Origin of the sequence: Myxococcus sp. AS-1-15, assembly GCF_020037055.1 — a bacterium.
GTDB lineage: Bacteria > Myxococcota > Myxococcia > Myxococcales > Myxococcaceae > Myxococcus > Myxococcus fulvus.
In genome coordinates this window covers 66,203-86,394 of the sequence record NZ_JAIQDF010000019.1, presented here as the reverse complement: position 1 = coordinate 86,394, position 20,192 = coordinate 66,203, and the positions used below count along the sequence as shown (strand labels likewise).

Annotated in this window: 10 protein-coding genes; 5 read left to right on the top strand and 5 right to left on the bottom strand. The window is 67.0% G+C overall.

From position 1 onward, the window contains the following. Positions 1-140: 140 nt before the first annotated feature. Complete coding sequence (locus tag K8625_RS37055; RefSeq protein ID WP_223785352.1) at positions 141-863, top strand: siderophore-interacting protein; 723 nt, start codon at positions 141-143, stop codon at positions 861-863. 103 nt (positions 864-966) lie between these two features. Further along, positions 967-3,708, top strand: coding sequence for a bifunctional acetate--CoA ligase family protein/GNAT family N-acetyltransferase (locus K8625_RS37050; protein ID WP_223785351.1), 2,742 nt, complete (start codon positions 967-969; stop codon positions 3,706-3,708). Positions 3,709-3,738: 30 nt separating this feature from the next. Here the strand turns inward: K8625_RS37050 and K8625_RS37045 are convergent, their stop codons facing one another. Beyond that, positions 3,739-6,426 carry a galactose oxidase-like domain-containing protein gene (locus K8625_RS37045; RefSeq protein ID WP_223785350.1) on the bottom strand — a complete coding sequence of 896 codons (2,688 nt, stop codon included), beginning with the start codon at positions 6,424-6,426 and terminating at the stop codon, positions 3,739-3,741. A 216-nt stretch (positions 6,427-6,642) separates the two neighbouring features. Here K8625_RS37045 and K8625_RS37040 point away from each other — a divergent pair, with 216 nt between their 5' ends. Next, complete coding sequence (locus tag K8625_RS37040) at positions 6,643-9,189, top strand: RNA helicase (protein WP_223751611.1); 2,547 nt, start codon at positions 6,643-6,645, stop codon at positions 9,187-9,189. A gap of 3 nt (positions 9,190-9,192) precedes the next feature. Here the strand turns inward: K8625_RS37040 and K8625_RS37035 are convergent, their stop codons facing one another. The 3 genes from K8625_RS37035 to K8625_RS37025 form a co-directional block, all read right to left on the bottom strand. After that, the gene (locus K8625_RS37035; protein ID WP_223785349.1) at positions 9,193-9,714 is read right to left on the bottom strand and encodes a hypothetical protein; all 522 of its coding nucleotides are present in this window, start codon (positions 9,712-9,714) and stop codon (positions 9,193-9,195) included. A 459-nt stretch (positions 9,715-10,173) separates the two neighbouring features. Beyond that, the gene (locus K8625_RS37030; protein WP_223785348.1) at positions 10,174-12,525 is read right to left on the bottom strand and encodes a glycosyltransferase family 39 protein; all 2,352 of its coding nucleotides are present in this window, start codon (positions 12,523-12,525) and stop codon (positions 10,174-10,176) included. A gap of 129 nt (positions 12,526-12,654) precedes the next feature. Next, on the bottom strand, positions 12,655-13,563 hold the full coding sequence (locus K8625_RS37025) for a LysR family transcriptional regulator (RefSeq protein WP_223785347.1): 909 nt from the start codon (positions 13,561-13,563) through the stop codon (positions 12,655-12,657). Between the two features lie 112 nt (positions 13,564-13,675). Here K8625_RS37025 and K8625_RS37020 point away from each other — a divergent pair, with 112 nt between their 5' ends. Then, positions 13,676-14,548, top strand: a complete 873-nt coding sequence (locus tag K8625_RS37020; protein WP_223785346.1) for an SDR family NAD(P)-dependent oxidoreductase — start codon at positions 13,676-13,678, stop codon at positions 14,546-14,548. A gap of 97 nt (positions 14,549-14,645) precedes the next feature. On the opposite strand, the gene K8625_RS37015 is transcribed toward K8625_RS37020, so the two are convergent. After that, entirely contained in the window at positions 14,646-17,345 is a 2,700-nt protein-coding gene (locus tag K8625_RS37015; RefSeq protein ID WP_223785345.1) for a P-loop NTPase fold protein, read from the bottom strand. 166 nt (positions 17,346-17,511) lie between these two features. On the opposite strand from K8625_RS37015, the gene K8625_RS37010 reads away from it, so the two are divergent. Next, positions 17,512-20,184 carry a phosphoenolpyruvate carboxylase gene (locus K8625_RS37010; RefSeq protein ID WP_223751617.1) on the top strand — a complete coding sequence of 891 codons (2,673 nt, stop codon included), beginning with the start codon at positions 17,512-17,514 and terminating at the stop codon, positions 20,182-20,184. The last annotated feature ends 8 nt before the right edge of the window (positions 20,185-20,192 follow it).

The window sequence follows — 20,192 nt, the reverse complement described above, 5'->3', positions numbered from 1 at the left end:
TCATTGGCCGGTTTTGAGTGACCACTGAGGGTTCTCGACGCTTCACACTTCTTCATCTGAGCGTCATCTCTGTTCATCCGCGAGGCGGCGCGAAGGAGGAGAATGGCCTCTCGGAAAGACGTCGTGCTGGAGAGCGAGTCATGGCTTCGGGGCAGGGAATCATCGGCGGATTGTTGGGGCGGTTGTTCTTCCGGGAGGCGACGGTGGAGCGCGTCCGCGAGGTGTCACCGCACTTCCGCTGGGTGGAGTGGGTGGGGGATGGCCTCCGGGACGTGGCGTGGAGCCCAGGCGACAAGGTGCAGGTCTACCTCGCGGGCGAGGGCATGCGGACCTACACGCCGCTGGGCTGGGACGCGGCGCTGGGGGCCACGCGCTTCCTCGTCTATCTCCATGGTGACGGTCCTGGCGCGGCGTGGGGACGTGCCCTCAAGCCCGGGGACCGCTGCCAGTTCTTCGGGCCACGCGGCTCCATCGACCTGAAGTCCCTGCGTGGCCCCGTGGTGCTCTTCGGCGACGAGACGTCCTTCGCCGTCGCGCACACGCTGCGCAACCAGCGGGCGAGCACGGCCGACGTCGAATACGTCTTCGAGGTCTCCGAGCGCGCCGAGTCGGAGTCCTTGCTCACGGAGCTGGGGCTCACCGGTGCCACGGTGGTGGAGCGGCAGACCTCGGACGCACACGCGAAGGAGGTGGCGTCGCGGGTGCGCGCGGCGCTGGAGCGCAGACCCGGCGCTCAGCTCGTCCTGACCGGCCGGGCTCGCTCCATCCAGACCCTGCGAGCCACGCTGCGCGACAGCGGCGCGCCCCACGCGGGACAGAAGGTGAAGGCCTACTGGGCCGACGGCAAGCGCGGCCTCGACTGAGCCTCACAGGGGGCTCCCTTCTCGACGGGACGGATGACGGGTGCCACACGCTTTTGACGCAAGAGCCTTGCGTGGGGCCCCGCGTCGCGTGAGACAGGACATCATGGACCCGCGCGCCCCAGGTTCCCGGAAGTCGGACCCTTCCTACGACGTGCTGCACCAGCAGCAGCGCACACGTCAGCCCCTGGATGTCCTCTTCAAGCCCCGCAGCGTCGCGGTGGTGGGGGCCAGCGAGCGTCCGGGGAGCGTGGGGCGCACCGTCCTCTGGAATCTCATCAGCAACCCCTTCGGCGGCACCGTCTATCCCATCAATCCCAAGCGCCCCAATGTGCTGGGCATCCGCGCCTGGCCATCCCTGCGCGCGCTGCCGGAGCCGGTGGACCTGGCCGTCGTCGTCACGCCCGCGGCCGCCGTGCCCGACGTCATCCGTGAATGCGCGGAGGTGGGCGTCCAGGGCGCCATCATCATCTCCGCGGGCTTCAAGGAGACGGGCCCCGAGGGCGCGGCCCTGGAGCAGGAGGTGCTCCAGATTGCACGGGCCGCCGGCATCCGCATCATCGGCCCCAACTGCCTGGGCGTGATGCGTCCCCCCACGGGCTTCAACGCCACCTTCGCAGGCTCCATGGCCCGGCCGGGCAACGTGGCCTTCATCAGCCAGAGCGGCGCGCTCCTGACGGCCATCCTCGACTGGAGCCTGCGCGAGTCGGTGGGCTTCAGCGCCTTCGTCTCCGTCGGCTCCATGCTGGACGTGGGCTGGGGCGACCTCATCGACTACCTGGCCGATGACCCGATGACGCGCTCCATCCTCATCTACATGGAGTCCATCGGTGACGCGCGAGCCTTCCTCTCCGCCGCGCGCGAGGTCGCGCTCACCAAGCCCATCATCGTCATCAAGGCCGGACGCACGGCGCAGGCCGCGCAGGCCGCCGCGTCCCACACCGGCACGCTCACGGGCAGCGACGAGGTTCTCACCGCCGCCTTCCGCCGCTCCGGCGTGCTGCGCGTGGAGTCCATCTCCGACCTCTTCTACATGGCGGAGACGCTCGCCCGGCAGCCCAGGCCCTCGGGCCGCCGCCTCACGGTGCTCACCAACGCGGGAGGCCCTGGAGTCCTCGCCACCGATGCGCTCGTGGCCGGCGGAGGCGAGCTGGCGGTGCTCGGAGACGACACGCTCGCCGCGCTGAACACCTTCCTGCCGCCCCAGTGGAGTCATGCGAACCCGGTGGACGTGCTGGGAGACGCGGACCCGGACCGCTACGCACGGGCGCTCGAGGTGGCGGGCAAGGACCCGAACAGCGACGGCCTGCTGGTCATCCTCACGCCGCAGGACATGACGGAGCCGACACAGACGGCGGACCGGCTCAAGCCCTACGCGAAGCTCGGGCACAAGCCCGTGCTGGCGAGCTGGATGGGAGGCTCCGAGGTCGCCGCCGGTGAGCGCATCCTCAACGACGCGGGCATCCCCACCTTCGGCTATCCCGACACGGCCGCGCGCATCTTCAATTACATGTGGCGCTACGCGTACAACCTCTCGGGCCTGTACGAGACGCCCACGCTCACCGAGGAGCCCGCCGGGCGTCGCGACGTGGCCCGTGGGCTCGTGGACGCCGCGCGAGCCCAGGGCCGAACGCTGCTGACGGAGTACGAGTCCAAGCAGCTGCTCGCCGCCTACGGCATCCCCACGGTGGAGACGCGGCTCGCCACGACCGAGGACGGCGCGGTGGCCGAGGCCCAGTCCCTGGGCTTCCCCGTGGTGCTCAAGCTCCACTCCTTCTCGGTGACGCACAAGACGGACGTCGGGGGCGTGCGGCTGGACCTGCGGGACGTGGACGCCGTGCGCGCGGCGTTCAGGGGCATCCGCGAGCGACTGGTGGAGCTGGGACAAGGGGACGCCTTCGCGGGAGTGACCGTGCAGCCCATGGTGCGACTCGGCGGCTACGAGCTCATCGTGGGCAGCAGCCTGGACCCGCAGTTCGGCCCGGTGCTGTTGTTCGGCGCGGGCGGGACGCTGGTGGAGGTGTTCAAGGACCGGGGGCTGGGCTTCCCGCCGCTCAACACCACGCTGGCGCGCAGGATGATGGAGCAGACGCGCATCCTCCAGGCGCTCAAGGGTGTGCGCGGGGCGAAGCCCGTGGACCTGGCGGAGCTGGAGCGACTGCTCGTGCGCTTCGGCCAGCTGGTGGTGGAGCAGCGCTGGGCGAAGGAGGTGGACATCAACCCACTGCTTGCCTCACCGGAGCGACTGCTCGCGCTGGACGCGCGCGTGGTGCTGCATCCCCCGTCCGTGACGGAGGCCGAGCTGCCCCGGCTGGTCATCGAGCCGTATCCGCAGCAGTACGTGGCGCCCTTCCGCATGAAGAGCGGCGAGGAGCTGATGCTGCGCCCCATCCGTCCTGAGGACGAGCCGGCGATGGCGCGCTTCCACAAGACGCTCTCCGAGCAGACGGTGTTCCTGCGCTACGCGGGGCTGATGCAGCTGAGCACGCGCGTGGCGCACGAGCGCCTGGCGCGCATCTGCTTCAACGACTACGCGCGGGAGCTGGCGCTGGTGGCCGAGCGCAAGGGCGGAGAGCTGCTGGGGGTGGGGCGGCTGACACGCCTGCGAGGCACGGAGGACGCGGAGTACGCCATCCTCATCAGCGACGAGGTGCAGCACCAGGGCTTGGGGACGGAGATGCTGCGCCGGCTGGTGGAGGTGGGCCGCGCGTGGGGCGTGCGGCGCATCGTCGCGGACATCCTCGCGGGCAACCGGGCCATGCAGAACGTCAGCAAGCAGCTCGGGTTCTCCATCCTGCCGCACGAGGAGCTGGCCCCGGACATGGTCAAAGCGGTGAAGGTGCTGTGACTCACATCCGGGGCCGGTGACGCCCCGGGTTCAGCGGGCCTCGAGGTCCAGCTCGAGGTCGAACGCCACGTCGCTCGACTCCGCGTTGGCCTGCTTCACCATCACCGCGATGATGTTCTCCCCCTCGACGAAGACGGAGCCGTCGAAGCTGAAGGTGCTGAGGACCGCGTCCTTCACCACGCCGCTGGCGAAGGCGCCGTGCTCCATGCCGTTGTCCATGTAGCGCGAGTACACGAGTCGCCCGTTCACCCAGACGGCCACGCCGTCATCATGGAGCACCTGGAGGTGCGCGGTGTGGATGGCCTCGTCCAGGGTGAGCTTCTTGCGGAAGTACACGCTGGGCTGCACGGGGTTCGTCTTGGTGAGCACCGTGTGCTCGTCACCGTCGCCATAGCCGAGCCGGCCGGGCCCCTGCCGCCACGCGCTGTCGTTGAAGCCCAGGGAGGTCCACTGCGCGCCGGGGCTCACGTTGCGGTCATCGAGCTTCCAGTACTCGCCGAAGGCGATGGCCTTGAACCGGGGCGTGGCGGTGATGGTGAACGGCAGGTCCGTCTTGTCCTCGATGTCCGGCCGGGCGCCATCCTGGATGCGCAGCACGCCCTGGGACGTCTCCGTGCGCGGCACCTTCCACTCGTAGAAGCCGATGTTCGACACGCCCGTCTCCACGGTGCTCCAGCTGGCGCCGTTGTCCTGGGAGAACTGCACGTCGACCGTGTCGACGCCCGCGCCGTGGGTCATCCACTGCACCGTCTGCAACTGGCCCGGCCGCAGCGTCTCGCCCCCGTTGGGGCTCTCCAGGAAGAGGGCGTCGTGCTGCATGCCGTCCGTCGTCACCTTCAGCTCCAGATCAAAGGACAAGTCGCTGGAGGTCGCGTTCGCCTGCTTCACCATGACGGCCAGCGTGTTCTCGCCCATCGCGAAGCGCATGCCTGGGATGGTCGTCTGGCTCAGGTGGTTGTCGGAGCTGGCTCCCTGGGCGTAGGCCGCGTGGGCGGGGTTGGGAATCAGGCTGTTGAACACCTGCGTCCCGTTGAGGAACACCGCCACGCCGTCATCGTGAATCACCTTGAGCGTGGCCTGCTCCACCATGCCGTGCAGGGTGAACTTCTTGCGGAAGTACACCGTCGGATGCACAGGCGTCGTCTTCGTCAGCACGGTCCGCTCGTCCGCCTCGCCATAGCCGAGCTGCGCCAGGCCCTTCTTCCACGCGCTGTCGTTGAACGTCGCGGCCTTCCACGTCGGGCCCGGGTCGACGTTGCGGTCGTCGTACTTCCACTCGGCGCCGAAGGCCACGGCGGTGAAGCCCGTGTTCGGCGGCGGCTCCGTGGGCGGCGGCGTGGTGCCATCCCCGCCGATGCGGATGATCTTCGCGACGGACGGCACCTTGCGCCCGTTGAGGAGGAACAGCATGTAGTGCCCGGGCGGCGCCACGTTGGGGTTGGGGGGCGCGACGACGTTGAGCCCGCCGCCGCTCGCGGTGAAGCGCAGCTTCATGAAGCGCTGGTTCTCGTCGAACGCGTGTGTGACGGAGCCCAGCCGCACCCAGGAGGCCATGGTGATGTTGGCCGCGTCCGGCGTGTTGACGCGGAAGGTCTCCCCATAGCGGATGGTCGCGGGCGCGGAGGAGATGGTGGGACGCGGGCCCTTGAAGAGGTACGGCGGCGAGTAGACCTGCATCGTCTTCACGTTGCGGCTGCCGGCGGACAACAGGCGCCCGTCGGGCAGGAGCACGGTGGTGGAGTGATAGCCGCGATAGGTCCCCAGCGGGGCGAGCAGCGACCAGGTCTCCTTGACCGGGTCCCACAGCTCCGTCTCCAGGCGGGGGTAGTTGGGGTTGTCCGTGCCGGGGCCGCCGTGGCCGCCGGTGACGAGCACCGTCCCGTCCGGGAGCACGGTGCTGTTGTGCTGGCGGCGCACGTAGCGCATGGGGGCGACGGGGCGCCACGCGGGCTTGGTGACGTTGAGGTCCAGCACCTCCACGTTGTTGGTGGGCGGGTTGTCGCCGCCGGTGATGAGCACCTTGCCCTCGTCGTACATCACCGCGCTGCCATAGTTGCGGCTGGCGGTGTAGGTCGTGCGCGGGCCGCTGGTCCACGCGCCCACGCCGTCCGTGTCCAGATAGCGCGAGGGCCTCCAGTAGCCGGACATGAGCGTCTTGCCCGAGGGCATGACGAACATCCACGGGTAGTACATGAGCTCCAGGCTCGCGCCGGTGAGCGTCCGCCAGGAACCCTTCGACGTCTGCCACACCTGGGGAATGAGGTTCTTGGTGCGGTCCTCCTTGGCGCCGCCAATCACCAGCATGTCGCCGTTGGGCAGGGTGGTGACGGTGGGGTACCAGCGGCCCGCGTTCATGTTGGGCAGCCGCGTCCAGGTGAGCTTGAAGGGGTCGAAGATGGCGGCGTACGGCAGGCCCGAGTCATCCGCGATGTGGCCTCCGGCGATGAACAGCCGCCCGTCCGCCATGAAGGCGTGGCCCGAGCAGAAGATGTTGAAGCCCGCCTTGGGCAGGGGGGTGAGCGCGTCGGTGGTGGGGTCCCAGAGGTAGGGATTGTCTCCATCCGCGAACTCGGAGAAGAACATCACCTTCCCGGTGGGAAGCACGTGGGTGTGGACGGCGGAGTAGGGCCACTTCTTGACGGGCGTCCATTGGCCGACGACGGCCGGGTCCGTGGACTGCGCCTGGGCGATCGCGACCGAAACCCAGACGGAAAGCAAGGCGAGACGCCATCGATGGAACATCATGCTGCCCCTTTGTTGGCCGGAGGTCGCGCAACGGTAGGCATGCGCTCGGGCCCCCACATCGTTCCGGCGTGCGTGGCCAATGACGCGCGGTGGACCGTGCCATGGGCCCCTCGTCGTGGCTCGTACGGGGGGGCGCTCCGGGATTTCACAGCGGACGGGAGGCGGGGGCTGCTCTAGAGTCCGGTGGTGATGGCCACCCCTGAATCCCAAGCGCCGCTCGCAGCCCTGCTCCCCAAGAAGGGAGAGCCCGCGCTCGACCCGGACAGCATCCTGGACCGTTTCGTCGGCTATGTCGCATCGAACGGGCTCAGCCTCTACCCCGCCCAGGAGGAAGCCATCCTGGAGCTGCTCGCGGGCAAGCACCTGTTCCTCAAGACGCCCACGGGCTCCGGCAAGTCGCTGGTCGCCACCGCCCTGCACTTCAAGGCCATGGCCGAGGGCAAGGTCTCCTTCTACACGTGCCCCATCAAGGCGCTGGTGAACGAGAAGTTCTTCGCGCTGTGCGACGCCTTCGGCGCGGAGAACGTGGGCATGCTCACCGGCGACGCGAGCATCAACCGCGACGCGCCCATCATCTGCTGCACCGCCGAAATCCTCTCCAACCTCGCGCTGCGAGACGCGGGGGCGAAGGTGGACTACGTCGTCATGGACGAGTTCCACTACTACTCGGACCGCGACCGCGGCGTGGCGTGGCAGATTCCGCTCATCGCGCTGCCGCAGGTGACGTTCCTGTTGATGTCGGCGACGCTGGGCCCCACGCACATCATCGAGGAGAGCCTGCAGCGGCTCACCGGCCGCGAGGTGGCCACGGTGCGAAGCGCGCAGCGCCCGGTGCCGCTGGACTTCGACTACCGCGAGTCCGCGCTGCACGAGACGATTGAGGACCTCATCGCGCGCAAGAAGTACCCCATCTACCTGGTGAACTTCACGCAGCGCGCCGCCGCCGAGCAGGCGCAGAACCTCATGAGCGTGGACTTCTCCACCAAGGAGGAGAAGGAGGCCATCCGGCTGGCGCTGATGGACGCGCCCTTCGACACGCCCTACGGCAAGGACTTCCAGCGCTTCCTGCGCCACGGCATCGGCATGCACCACGCGGGGCTGTTGCCGAAGTACCGGCTCCTGGTGGAGAAGCTGGCGCAGGGCGGGCACCTGAAGGTCATCAGCGGCACGGACACGCTGGGCGTGGGCGTGAACATCCCCATCCGCACGGTGCTCTTCACGCAGCTGTTCAAGTTCAACGGCGAGAAGCTGGCGACCCTGAGCGTGCGCGACTTCCAGCAGATCGCCGGGCGCGCGGGCCGCAAGGGCTTCGACAACGAGGGCAGCGTCGTCGCGCAGGCGCCCGAGTACGTGGTGGAGAACATCAAGCAGGCGGCGAAGGAGGCGGCGGGCAAGAAGAAGGCGCCCAAGCAGAAGCCTCCGCAGAAGAACTTCGTGCAGTACGACAAGAACACCTTCGATCGACTCCAGACGGGCATGCCCGAGCCGCTGGAGTCACGCTTCGCGGTGTCGCACGGCATGATCTTGAACCTGCTCCAGAGCGACCACGTCCGGGGCACGGGGGGCTACCACCGGCTGGTGCAGCTCATCCAGCGCTGCCACGACTCGGACTTCCTGAAGCGCCGGCACCTGAAGGAGGCGGCGCGGGACTTCCGCACGCTGCGCGGCGCGGGAATCGTGGAGGTGCTGCGAGGGGAGGGCGGCTCGGGGGCCTCGGTGAAGGTGGCGCAGGAGCTCCAGCACGACTTCAGCCTCAACCACACGCTGTCGTTGTATCTGCTGGAGACGCTGGAACTGCTGGACCCGACCACGGAGACGTACGCGCTGGACGTGGTGACGCTGGTGGAGTCCATCCTGGAGAACCCGGAGGTGGTGCTCTACGCGCAATTGCACCAGCTCAAGGGCGAGAAGATTCAAGAGATGAAGGCGCAGGGCGTCGAGTACGACGACCGGATGGAGCAGCTGGAGAAGCTGGAGTGGCCCAAGCCGAACCGGGACTTCATCTACGGCACGTTCAACGCCTTCGCGCGCAAGCACCCGTGGGTGGGCGAGGAGAACATCCGCCCCAAGGCGGTGGTGCGGGACATGTTCGAGCGCTTCATGTCCTTCCACGACTACGTACGCGAGTACGGGCTGCAGCGCAGCGAGGGTGTGCTGCTGCGCTACGTCAGCGACGTGTACAAGACGCTGGCGCAGACGGTGCCGGAGCGCTTCCGCACGGAGGAGGTGGAGGACATCATCGACCACCTGCGCGCGACGATTCGTCAGGTGGACTCGAGCCTGGTGGACGAGTGGGAGCGCATGCGCAACCCGGACGCCGTGGTCGAGGCGAAGCCGGCGGTGGAGCTCAAGCCGAAGGAGCTCACCGAGGACCCGCGCGCCTTCGCGGCCCGCGTGCGCGAGGAGCTGCACCGGCTGCTGCGCGCGCTGGGGCAGAAGCGCTACACGGACGCGCTGACGCTCTTGGACAACCCGCTGGGCGAGTGGACGGCGCCGAAGCTCGAGCAGGCGATGGTGCCGTACCACGAGGAGCACAAGGTAGTGGTGCTCACGCCGCAGGCGCGCAAGCCGGCGAACACGTTCCTGAAGGAGACGGGCCCCCGGCTCTGGGAGGTGCAGCAGCGCATCATGGACCCCGAGGGACATGGGGACTGGATGATCGACTGCGAGATTGACTTGCGAGATCGGCGGCTGGACGAGGGGGCCATCCTCATCCTGCGGCGCATCGGGCCGTAGGCTTCAGCCCTGGGGGCCGGGCTTCACGGGCTCGGCCTGGGCGTGCTCGGTGGGGACGGGGGGGACCTCGCCGTCACCGAGGACGGACTCCTCGACGTCGAAGTCGCCCTTGCCGTCGGGGACGAGGACCATCTTCCAGTCGAAGGTGGAGAGGATGATGCGGTCGGCGTCGCACTGGACCTCGACCGTGGTGTCCTCGACGGTCCAGGAGCCGACCCAGACCGTCGTCTTGTCGACGCACTCGGTATCGCCGCACTCCTCGGTGGAGGCGACCCAGAGGCGGCCCTCGGGCGCGGAGGTGCAGGCGACGGGCTCGACGTGGCGCAGGCGCGGCGGGGCCATCTCGTCGGGGTCTGCGAGGAAGAAGTCCTTCTCCTCCACGAAGGGGATGGCGGGGCCCGGCTCCAGCGCGCTCATGTCTGGCTGCTCGGTGGGCTCAGCGAGCGTCGTCGACCGCGCGAGCGCCCCGGACGCGGCCAGCGAGCCGCACATCACCGCCACCTTCCACCACCCTGTCGTCCACATGACCTTGCACTCCTGTGCGGCGCCGTGGGCCGCGTCGTGTGCACAGGGGTTGTGCAAGGCGCGGACCGGGCTCGAGTGCGGTCGATGGGCCACAGGGGCGTGCCGGGTGCTCTTGCGTGGCGTGAGGCCAATGCCGGTCATGGGTGGGATGCCGCGCCATTCGTCTGTGCCGGGGTTGATGCGCCGCTCGTGCACGGCGAGCCCGGTACATGAGAGCGTCATGAGGACAGTGGCGGCTAGCGCCCAGAACGTACCGGGTGCGGCGGCCGCGCCGCGAAGCCAAGGCGCGTCGCTGACGGTTCAGGAGGCCTGGCGGAGCGAGTTGCTCGCGGAGAGGGCGGGGGCGGCGCCGAGTCACGAAGCCAAGGCGCGTCGCTCACGGCTCAGGGGGCGTGGCGGAGCGAGTTGCTCGCACAGAGGGCGGGGGCGGCGCCGAGTCACGAAGCCAAGGCGCGTCGCTCACGGTTCAGGGGGCGTGGCGGAGCGAATTGCTCGCGGAGAGGGTGGTGGCGGAATGGGGATGCCGGAAGGTCGGGCCTGGGCCAGCTCCTGGGTGCTGCGCGCGAGGTTCTTGTCCTCGGGGGCGAGCTTGCTGGCGCGAGCGGCGAGGTCGCGAGCCAACTCCAGTCGGCCCGCGCGGAGGTGATGCTCCGTGGCCACGCTCAGCACCCCGGGGGCCTCGGCGGCTTCCGCGAGCGCCATTGCCACCGTGTCCTCGAGCGGACGGGTCGCGAAGTTGTGCCCCGGCAACAGTTGGAGGGCGCGCGCATAGGCGCGGAGCGCCTCGGCATGACGACCGAGTCCCGTGAGCGCGGCGGCGCGCAGGTGGTGGGTGACGGCCACGTCGGGGATGGCAGCGAGGACCGCGTCCGCGTCCTCCAGCGCACCGGTGAAGTTCTCCCAACGCAGGCGCGCGAGCCCTCGCGCATGTCTGGCGCTCAACAGGTCGTGGATGGCGAAGAGCTTCGCGTCCCAGATGGCGCGCCGTCCCTCCGCATCGGTGGTGAGCGACTCCGCGCCCGCCACCGCGAAGGCGAGGGCGTCCAGCGTGCCGCCTCGTTCATCCAGCGACGCCTCCGCGGCCTTCAACGCGCCGGCGCGGTCGCCACGTGACAGCAGGCAGTCCGCCACCACCAGGGCGGGGTCCAGCGAGGTGTCATAGAGCGCTCCGCGATAGCCCGCGTCCTGGGCCGCGTGTGCGGCGGGGAGGGCCTGGTCGCAGTGGCCGGCGCGCCGTGCGAGCTCCGAGGCGAAGTAGAGGTCCATGGGCGTCTCCAGGCCCAGCTTCTCCACGGACAGCGCTCCCGAGCGCTCGGCGACCACCGGCGATTCGAACGGCACGCCGCGCAGGGGCCTCGCGAGCGCGGTGAACGGGTGCGCGGCCTGGAGCTGCTCGAAGGCCTGCGTCGCCTCGTCATACCGGCCCTGCTGGAGCGCGGTGTTGAGCGCCGTGCCCGGACTGCCCACGGCTTCTGTCCGCGCGAGCATCCGCTCCACGTCGCGCACGAAGGGGAAGAACGTGGGCAGGGCGAGGCAGAGCGCGAGGCCGACGGTCAGCAGTCCGAGGACCCGGGGCTCACGCCGTGACTCGAAGGCCATCACCGCGAGCGCGCTCGCGAACAGCGCCCAGGCGGGCAGCGCGGCCAGTCGGTAGCGGCTCACCACGTAGAAGCCCACGGCGAGCGCGGTGCTCGCGGCGAGGTACAGCACGATGAGCCCGACGCTTCGTCGTCGCGCGAGCAGGGCGCCGAGTCCGGCCACGCCGAGCAAGCCCAGGACCTGGGCGTCGAGGAGCGGGAGCCCCGCGAGGTGCGCTTCGGCGCGGCGCACCTCGACCAGGTCGTGGCCTTCCGGGCCGAAGAGGAAGAACGCCAGCTTCCGGCCGAACAAGCCGAGGACGGTTCCTGGCTCCTCCAGCGCGAAGTTCAGCGTCTTGCGCATCCAGTACAGCTCGGTGCGGGAGGGGGACAGGTCTTCGCCCGCCTCGGCTCGGGCGAACTGTCGGTAGAGGCTGTGCGCGTGGTCGGGGCGCTCGGGGGAGCGCAGCTGCGCCTCGTACTGCTTGATGAGCGTGGGCGGTTGCGCGCCCAGTCCCGTGCCCTCGGGTCGGTTTCCCATGTGCAGCACGGCGCCCGCGCTCATGGTCGCGCCGAGGTGTGAACCCACGGTCGCGCGGATGATTTGAGCGGGCAGCCAGGATGAGAACATCCCCGTGCCCAGCAACAGTGCTCCGGCGAGCAGGCTCGCGCGTCGTGCCTCGTGGCGGCGCTCCCAGAGCATCCAGCCCGTCGCGAGGACGAGGATGGCGAGGCCCGTGGGACGTGTCGCTCCCGAGAGTCCGAGCAGTACTCCGGCGCCCACCAGCCAGTGCTTTGGGAAGCTGGGGCGCGCGTGGGCCAGCATCGCGAGCGCGCCCAGGTTGAGGACCATGACGAGCAGGTCCGGCTCCAGCGTGGCCTCGTAGAGGAGGACGGGCGTCGTCACCGCGACGAGCGCCGCGGCGAGCAGCCCCACGGGGCGCGACAGCAGCCGCGCGCCGAGCACATAGACGGCGATGAGCCCGAGCGCTCCCGCGATGCTCTGGACCCAGCGCAGCGGAGTGGGGGAGAGGGCCACGTTGAGGATGAGGTACAGGGGGCTGAAGTCCGCGCCCTGCTCGGGCAGCATCCGGCCCGACGACAGCAGCCGCGCGCTGTCGGGGTACTTGGCGAACATGGCCCCGGGCAGGAGGACGAGCCCGAGCGCGACGTGCGCGACGCACAACACCAGCAGGACGATGGGGACAAACCCACGGGGGAAGGGCCGACTCATGCTCACGGAGGGCACCTTACCGGATGTGCCCGCCCGGAGCGTCAGGGCTCGCTCGGACGCGTGCAGGGGCGGGAGGTATCGACCCGAGCAGGCGACCTTGAACAGGCTCCCCTCGGCAACGGGCTCACGTCAGGAGGTCCTTGCTCCCGAGCGTCGGGCCCGCAGGTAGTCGACGAGCGCTCGAAGCTTGAGCGGAAGCTGGGTCCGACTCGGGTAGTAGAGGAAGAGGCCGGGGAAGGGCGGACAATAGTTGGAGAGCACCCGGACGAGGCGCTTGTCGGCCAACTCCTGCTCGACGGAGTGCTCCATGACGTACGCGAGCCCCACGCCATCGAGTGCTCCACGAACCATCAGAACGTTGTCGTTGACGATGAGCCGCCCCTCCACTGCGACGGTGAGGTCCCGGCCCTTGTCGCTGAACTCCCAGCGGTACACGGTGCCACTCCTGAGGTGGCGGTAGTTGATGCAGTCGTGCGCGTGCAAATCCCGTGGATGCTTGGGCCGTCCGCGCTCGCTCAGATACGCGGGTGAGCCGACCACCGTCATGCGCAGGTCGTCGGTGAGTCGAAGCGCCACGACGTCCTTGTCGAGCATCTCGCCGAGTCGGATACCCGCGTCGAAGCCGTGCTCCACGATGTTGGTGATGCCGTCGTCGACGACGATGTCGAGCTTGAGCTCCGGGTTCGCCGCGAGGAAGCCCCCCAGGATGGAGTCGAGAACCACCGCGATGGCCAGCCGGGGCACATTGAGTCGCAGCGTGCCGGAGGGACGCCCGCGCACCGCGTCGAGTGACTCGAAGGCGGCGCGGATGCTCGCCATCGCGGGCCGGAGCTGCGCGAGGAAACGCTCGCCTGCCTCCGTCAGACCCACGCTCCTCGTCGTGCGCTGGAGCAGCCGCACGCCCACCCGCTCCTCGAGCGCCCGGATGCTCTGGCTGAGTGCCGACGGCGTCACGCTCAACTGGGCCGCCGCGGCCGTGAAGCTGCGCTTGTCCGCCACCGCCGCCAGCGCGTTCAGCCCCGAGTAGTCGTCTCGCATGTGCATCTTTTAGCGAAACTTAAAAACCCATCGCAATTCCACCGCTCATCACGAGGCCCCCGGACTCCTATTTTGAACTGCGTCAACGAACTCGCAGTCGAAGGAGTCCACCATGAGCAGCCAAGGTTCTTCAGTGTCCACCTCCAACAAGGTCTGGTTCATCACGGGGGCGTCCTCGGGACTGGGGCGAGCGCTCGTCGAGGAGGTGCTCCGGCGTGGCGACAGCGTGGTCGCCGCCGCGAGGCAACCGCAGGTCCTCGCGGAGCTGGCCTCGTCGGCCCCGGGGCGGCTGCGCCTCGTCGAACTGGACGTGACGCAGCCCGAGAAGGTGCGCGACGCCGTGGCGACGGCCATCGCCCGCTTCGGGTACATCGACGTGCTGGTCAACAACGCGGGCTTCAGCATCCTCGGCGCCATCGAGGAGACGAGCGACCAGGACCTGCGCGCGACGATGGAGTTGATGTTCTTCGCCGCCGTCACCACCACGCGCGAGGTGCTGCCGCACATGCGGGCACGGGGCTCGGGCACCATCGTGCAGGTCTCAAGCGTCGCGGGGCTCTCCTCCGCGCCGGGCTTCGGTGCCTATTGCGCCGCGAAGCACGCCCTGGAAGGCATGTCCGAGAGCCTCGCGCAGGAGGTGAAGCCGCTGGGGATTCGCGTGCTCGTGGTGGAGCCGGGTACCTTCCGTACCTCGCTGTTCGGCGCTTCGTTTCGGCACATGCCCGCGATGAGCGCCTACGAGGGAACGGTGGGGCAGTTGCGCACCTGGGTGCGCCAGACGGACGGCAAGCAGGGCGGAGACCCGGTGAAGGCAGCCCGGGTCATGGCGGACGTCATCGCGCGACCGAGCGCGGAGCTTCCGTTGCGGCTGCCCTTGGGCGGTGACGCCGTGGAACAGATTCGCGCCAAGTTGTCCCTCGTCGCCACCGATGTCGACCGGATGGAGCTTCTCTCGCGCTCCACTGCCTTCGATGCGAGTGTATAGAAATTGTATGCGGTGAACGAACCGGGTCAGGGCGCTGGATTGTCTGTTTTTGGAGGGACAATGGCGGTGAGAACTCCTTATTCCTGGCGAGGTTTGGTTAGCCGTGGTGGGCTTCGCCGAGGACGGAGTTGTATGCCAGTTGCGATTCCTCAGGAAGGTTTAGGGGGCCGGTGGTCCGAACAATCTCGAATAGCCGCTTGATGTCGAATAATCGACTGGCGCGCTCTTTGTTGGTTGTGAATTTGATCGTCTCGTGGTACTGGCCTTGGATTTGTTTTATTTGATTCTCGCTGTCCACGAGGAATGGAACGATTTGTGGAAAAACTACAGTCGGAGATGCTTCTGCCGCGTCGAGAAGTGTCTTCGAGAAAAGGCTCCAGTCTGGGAATGGGAGCCCCACGAACGCTCGCTCTCTGACATTTCGAAGGCCCCATGCACTCCATAATAGAACATATGGGTTTGCGTCGCGGAGCGCGGCAGCGAGTTTTGTCGGTGAGTCGGTGAAAGACTCCTTAAGTAGAGATTGGAATTTTGACTTGAGTTCGTCAGCCGCCTCCCGGGGAAGTAACTCAGGAACGTTGCTGGAGTCGCGAGTCAGGAATAGGTAGACAATGTTGTATGCGAGTTGGACGTTTCGAGGGGTTATTACTGTGAGAATCTCTTCGATGACTTGAGAGAGTTGTTCGTTGGGGTGGTCGAGGAGTGTGCGCCAGATAGCTACGAGCCCTGCGGGTTCGTTGGCCATCCAGTCGGCAGGCGTTCGCTCAACTTCCGCTAGTACCAATTCCTTAAGGAGCCTGAGTAGATCGTTGGGGGCGAGCATTGTTTCGATGAAAGATTCGATTGGGTCTACTTGGGTTCCTTTTGTGAGTAGTTCAATGAGTTGCTTGTTTCTTCCTTCCTTCCAGTCAACGACTGCGCCAAGAACTGGCTGGTCGCGCTGGTCTTTTGGAGGGATGGTTAGAGTAAGGTATCGCTCCCAATAGTTTCGATGGTGTTTTGTTGATATCCCCTGTGGTTTCGTTTTTCGGAGTGTGGTTTTTCCGGGCTCTTGCCAGTTTGGGAAAACGAAGTCGAGAGCACGCTCTAGTGCTAGTTTTCGTGGAGATGATGTGGTGGCGGTGAGGGTAGAGAATGCTTTGGCGAAGTTTGATTCTGGGGCCGTGGAGGTGCTGTGTGTGCGACGGATTTCGCTTCTGAGTTCGTCAATTGAGTCCGTGATGATTGCGAATAGCTCTGGTTCTGCGGCCCTGAGGAGTGAGACTACAAGAAGGTCATCGAAGTCGATTTCTCCACGTAGTGTCTCCCATGCGTCTAGGCAGTGGCGAAGACCAAATTTGAGTTTTCGTGGGTTGCTGCAGATGGTGGCGAGAGCTATTGGTAGATTCATTTCGTAAGGGAGTAAGAGTGCTGATTGGCTGGGTGTGTGGGTGGCTTTCTTTCCATGTAATTCCTGGCGAACAGAAGTGATTGCAGGGTCTATGAAGTCCCGGGGCAGCCAGCATGCATCTATGAATGCCTTGATAATTGGCCAAGTGGTTCGATGGTCGATTGTCGGTAGTGGCTCAATGAATCGTGCGATTTTCTCGATGTCGAATTTTGTCCCGAGATGTGTAGATGCGAGAATTAACTGAATACACTTCGTGTCCGAGAACATGTGGAGTAGGGAGCGAATGGGGCCAAGGCGCTCGCTCTCAATCGTCGAGGCTGTGGGGGTCCCTGCAAATCGCTCAAGGTCTTCGATCCAGAGAACGATGCGAAGCTCAAGGGCTGTGGCTGCCTTGTCGAAATCTGAGATGATTGCTAGAGGAGAACGGTGATTGCGAAAGAAACTTATCCAGCCGGCATTCGCCTGCTCTATCGTGTTGATGTACTCGTCTGATAGCCCGGACATGGGAATGGTGTTGATGTGATGGCTGATTTCGCGGGTTATTGCAGAGAGTGTTGCGCGAATGGCGGCGTCGATGGTTTCGAAGGGCCAAAGACTGATTTGCGTTACGATGATATTCTGGTTAATCGGTCCAGAGTTTTTTAGCTCGTGAGTGATGAGATGCAGGATCGATGTTTTCCCGGAGCCAAGTTCTCCGATGAGCGCAATTGTAGGCGGCGGCGTGGTGGTGCCTCTGATCCTCTCGACTATCCTAAGGGCTGTCGGTCGGCGATTGAATGCATCTAGGTGGGGATGCTGAATGGGGGTGTCGTGTTGGATCCAGGCACGCAGTTCGTCGAAGTTTTCTGTTAGAGAGAGTGGAGTTAGTGTTTTTTCTTGGCTTGTTTTTTTGTGGGTTTCGGGCTCTTGCGGACAGTGAACGCAATCGGCAATGCAGGTTGCTGTTATGAGAATGATTCCGAAGCAGCAGGCTCCGATAAATATCAGGGGCCACGTGGACGAAAGGGTAGCGCTGAGTTCGTCGGATTTGAGCCCCGGGCACGCGAGAGTGTCGGCTGTCCGGGGTAGGTTGGCGAGATACAGGGTTAGCCAGAGAAAGCCTAGTATTGCGGCTGCCCATGGAGGCGGGTATCTCCAAAAATGGCGAAGACCGCTCCAGGCGGAAAGTCGATTCCGCCCCCATATATGGCTTGCCCCGTAGAGGACGGCAAATGAGGGAATCCATATCCAGTGCGTGTGCTCGGTGAATGTTTTGCAGAGTGGGGTGTGTTGGAGGATGAGGTGGGTGATGCCTGCGGCTGGTAGTGATAGTGCTGCGATTTCAAACCAGCGCTGTCGGATTTGGTGCTGCTTGATGCCGTTTGAGGGAGGAGGTGTTTTGTTTAATCGGAGGTGAGGAGTGTTCATGTGGTGCTTGAGGGGGGTGGGATTGAGCGTTGGTGGGATTTGTCAAGACTGTTGGTGGCGAGCCAGAGTCGACGTAACTTAGGGCGCGATGTGAAATAGAATATGCAGGACGTGGAGCTGACAAGAGTAGGCAGTTCGTGGCGGAAGGCGTTACCTTCCACGGCATATGGCCCGTGTCCGTGCCGTGGATCAGCCCCTGCGTCGTGATGTCCGCCTGCTCGGGCGACTGTTGGGAGAGGTGCTCGTCGAACAGGAAGGCCAGGACCTGTTCGACCTGGAAGAGGAGGTCCGTCGGCTCGCCATCCAGCGACGACGCGGCCCCGTGGCGGGAAGGCGCGCCTCCGCGGCCGAGCTCGCGGAGATCCTCAAGCGCCTGCCTCTGGAGCGCACCGAGCCCGTGCTCCGCGCCTTCTCGGTGTACTTCCAGCTCGTCAACCTCGCCGAGCAACACCACCGCATCCGCCGCGCCCGCGCGCACTCCAGCGCCGAGTCCACGACGCCCCAGCGTGGCTCGCTGGAGGCGACGATGCTGTCGCTCAAGGACGCGGGCATCCCCGCGACCCGCGTCCGCGAGGCGCTGCGCCAGATGCACGTGACGCTCACGCTCACCGCGCATCCCACGCAGGCCGTGCGCCGCACGCTGCTCGAGAAGCTCTACCGCATGGCCAGCCTGCTCGAGGAGCGCGACCGGTGCGAGCTGACGCCCCGCGAGAGCGCCGCCAACGTGGAGTCCCTCCGCGAGGAGATCACCACGCTGTGGCAGACGGACGAGCTGCGCCGCGAGCGGCCCACCGTGGGCGACGAGGTGAAGAACGCCCTCTGGTACGTCGAGGAGGTCATCGCCGAGCAGCTCTCCGAGCTGCCCGAGCTGCTCGACTGGGCCTTCGAGCGCGCCTACGGAGAACCCCTCGGCCAGGTGGACACGCCCGTGCGAGTCCACTCGTGGGTCGGCGGGGACATGGATGGCAACCCGCTGGTGACGCCCGAGGTCTTCGCGGACACGCTGCGCGCCCACCGTGCACGAGGACTCCGCCTGCTGACGCAAGGGCTGGAGCGCCTGGGCGGAATGCTCTCCCAGTCGGAGCGCCACGCGAAGCCCTCGGCGGAGCTCGTCGCCTCCCTGGAGCGCGACGCGAAGGAACTCCCCGAGGCCGAGCAGCGCCTGGGGCCGCGCACCATCGGCGAGCCCTGGCGTCGCAAGCTGCGCTTCATGGAGGAGCGGCTGAATCAGGCCCTGCGCCATGTGCTGGCCCAGCGCACCGGTGACGCGGGCCCCATGCCGGCCAGCGCCTATCGCACGCCCGAGGCCCTGCTCGCGGACCTGGACCTGTTGTCGCGCTCGCTCGAGGAGGCGAAGGCCGCGAAGTCCGGCCTGCGTCAGGTGCGACGCATGCGCGAGCGCGTCCTCGCGCTGGGGCTCTCCCTGGCCGAGCTGGAAGCGCGCGTGCCCGCCGAGGACGCGGTGAGCGCGGCGGCCTCGCTGGACGCGGGAGGTCCCGCTCCCTCCGAGGGTGGCAAGCGGCTGCTCGCGGTGCTGGAGAAGCTGCGCGAGGCGCAGGCCGAGGCCGGTGAGCCCGCCTGTCGCACGCTCATCCTCAGCATGGCCAGCACGGCCGAGGATGTCCTCGCGGCCTTCAAGTGCCTCAAGCTCACGGGCCTGTGGGATGAGCAGCGCGGCTGCGCCACCGTGGACGTCGTCCCGCTCTTCGAGCAGCTCGGCGCGCTCGACGGTGGACCCGATGTGCTGCGCACGCTCTTCGCCAACGCCGAGTACCGCAAGCACGTCGACGCGCGCGGCTTCCAGGAGGTCATGGTCGGCTACAGCGACTCGGGCAAGGAGGTGGGGCTGCTGGCCGCCAGCGCCGCGCTCTATCGCGCCCAGGTCGCGCTCACCGAGGCGGCCGCCCAGTCCGGTGTCCCCCTTCGCCTGTTCCACGGTCGCGGCGAGTCCGTGGCCCGCGGTGGTGGCCCCGCCCAGGAGGCCATCCTCGCGCTGCCTCCCGGTGCCGTGGCCGGTGGCTACAAGGCGACGGAGCAGGGCGAGGCCCTGGACCACAAGTACGCGCGCCCGGAGCTGGCTCGCCGCACGCTGGAGCTCATCCTGGGCGGCGTGCTGCCCCACCTGCTCGACGCGCAGCCTCGCCCGACGCCGGAGGACGAGAAGACCTTCCGCGCCACGTTCGACACGCTGGCGGAGACGGGGCGCAAGGCCTACCGCGCGCTCGTGTGGGAGGACCCTCGCTTCCTGGAGTTCTTCACCACGGCGACGCCCGTGGAGGAGATCTCCGCGCTGCCCATCGGCTCGCGCCCCAGCAAGCGCAAGGCCGGAGGGCTCGAGTCGCTGCGCGCGATTCCCTGGGTGTTCGCCTGGACGCAGAACCGGGCCATCGTCCCGGGCTGGTACGGCGTGGGCTCCGCGCTGGAGGCCTTCTCGAAGGAGCCGGGCGGGCCCGCGCTGCTCAAACGCATGTACCGCCAGTGGCCCTTCTTCAAGGCCGTCATCGACAACGTCACCATGGTGCTGGCCAAGTCGGACATGGCCATCGCCGGGCGCTACGCGGCGCTCGCCCCCGCGTCCACGAAGGCCCTGTGGCGTCGCATCCAGCAGGAGCACCGGCGCACGCGTCGGCAGGTGAAGCGGCTGACGGGGGAGGGGAAGCTGCTCGACAACAACCCCCAGCTCCAGCGCGCCATCGCCCTGCGCAACCCGTACGTGGATCCGATGTCCTTCCTCCAGGTGGAGCTGTTGCGCCGCAAGCGCGAGAGCGACTGTGACTGCGACAGGCCGCTGTTGCTCTCGCTCAACGGCATCGCGGCCGGCATGCGCAACACCGGTTAGAGTCCGCG

Coding starts and splice junctions, on each gene's coding strand:
- K8625_RS37055 (WP_223785352.1), top strand. CDS start 141: ATGGCTTCGGGGCAGGGAATCATCGGCGGATTGTTGGGGCGGTTGTTC.
- K8625_RS37050 (WP_223785351.1), top strand. CDS start 967: ATGGACCCGCGCGCCCCAGGTTCCCGGAAGTCGGACCCTTCCTACGAC.
- K8625_RS37040 (WP_223751611.1), top strand. CDS start 6,643: ATGGCCACCCCTGAATCCCAAGCGCCGCTCGCAGCCCTGCTCCCCAAG.
- K8625_RS37035 (WP_223785349.1), bottom strand. CDS start 9,714: ATGTGGACGACAGGGTGGTGGAAGGTGGCGGTGATGTGCGGCTCGCTG.
- K8625_RS37030 (WP_223785348.1), bottom strand. CDS start 12,525: ATGAGTCGGCCCTTCCCCCGTGGGTTTGTCCCCATCGTCCTGCTGGTG.
- K8625_RS37025 (WP_223785347.1), bottom strand. CDS start 13,563: ATGCGAGACGACTACTCGGGGCTGAACGCGCTGGCGGCGGTGGCGGAC.
- K8625_RS37020 (WP_223785346.1), top strand. CDS start 13,676: ATGAGCAGCCAAGGTTCTTCAGTGTCCACCTCCAACAAGGTCTGGTTC.
- K8625_RS37015 (WP_223785345.1), bottom strand. CDS start 17,345: ATGAACACTCCTCACCTCCGATTAAACAAAACACCTCCTCCCTCAAAC.
- K8625_RS37010 (WP_223751617.1), top strand. CDS start 17,512: ATGGCCCGTGTCCGTGCCGTGGATCAGCCCCTGCGTCGTGATGTCCGC.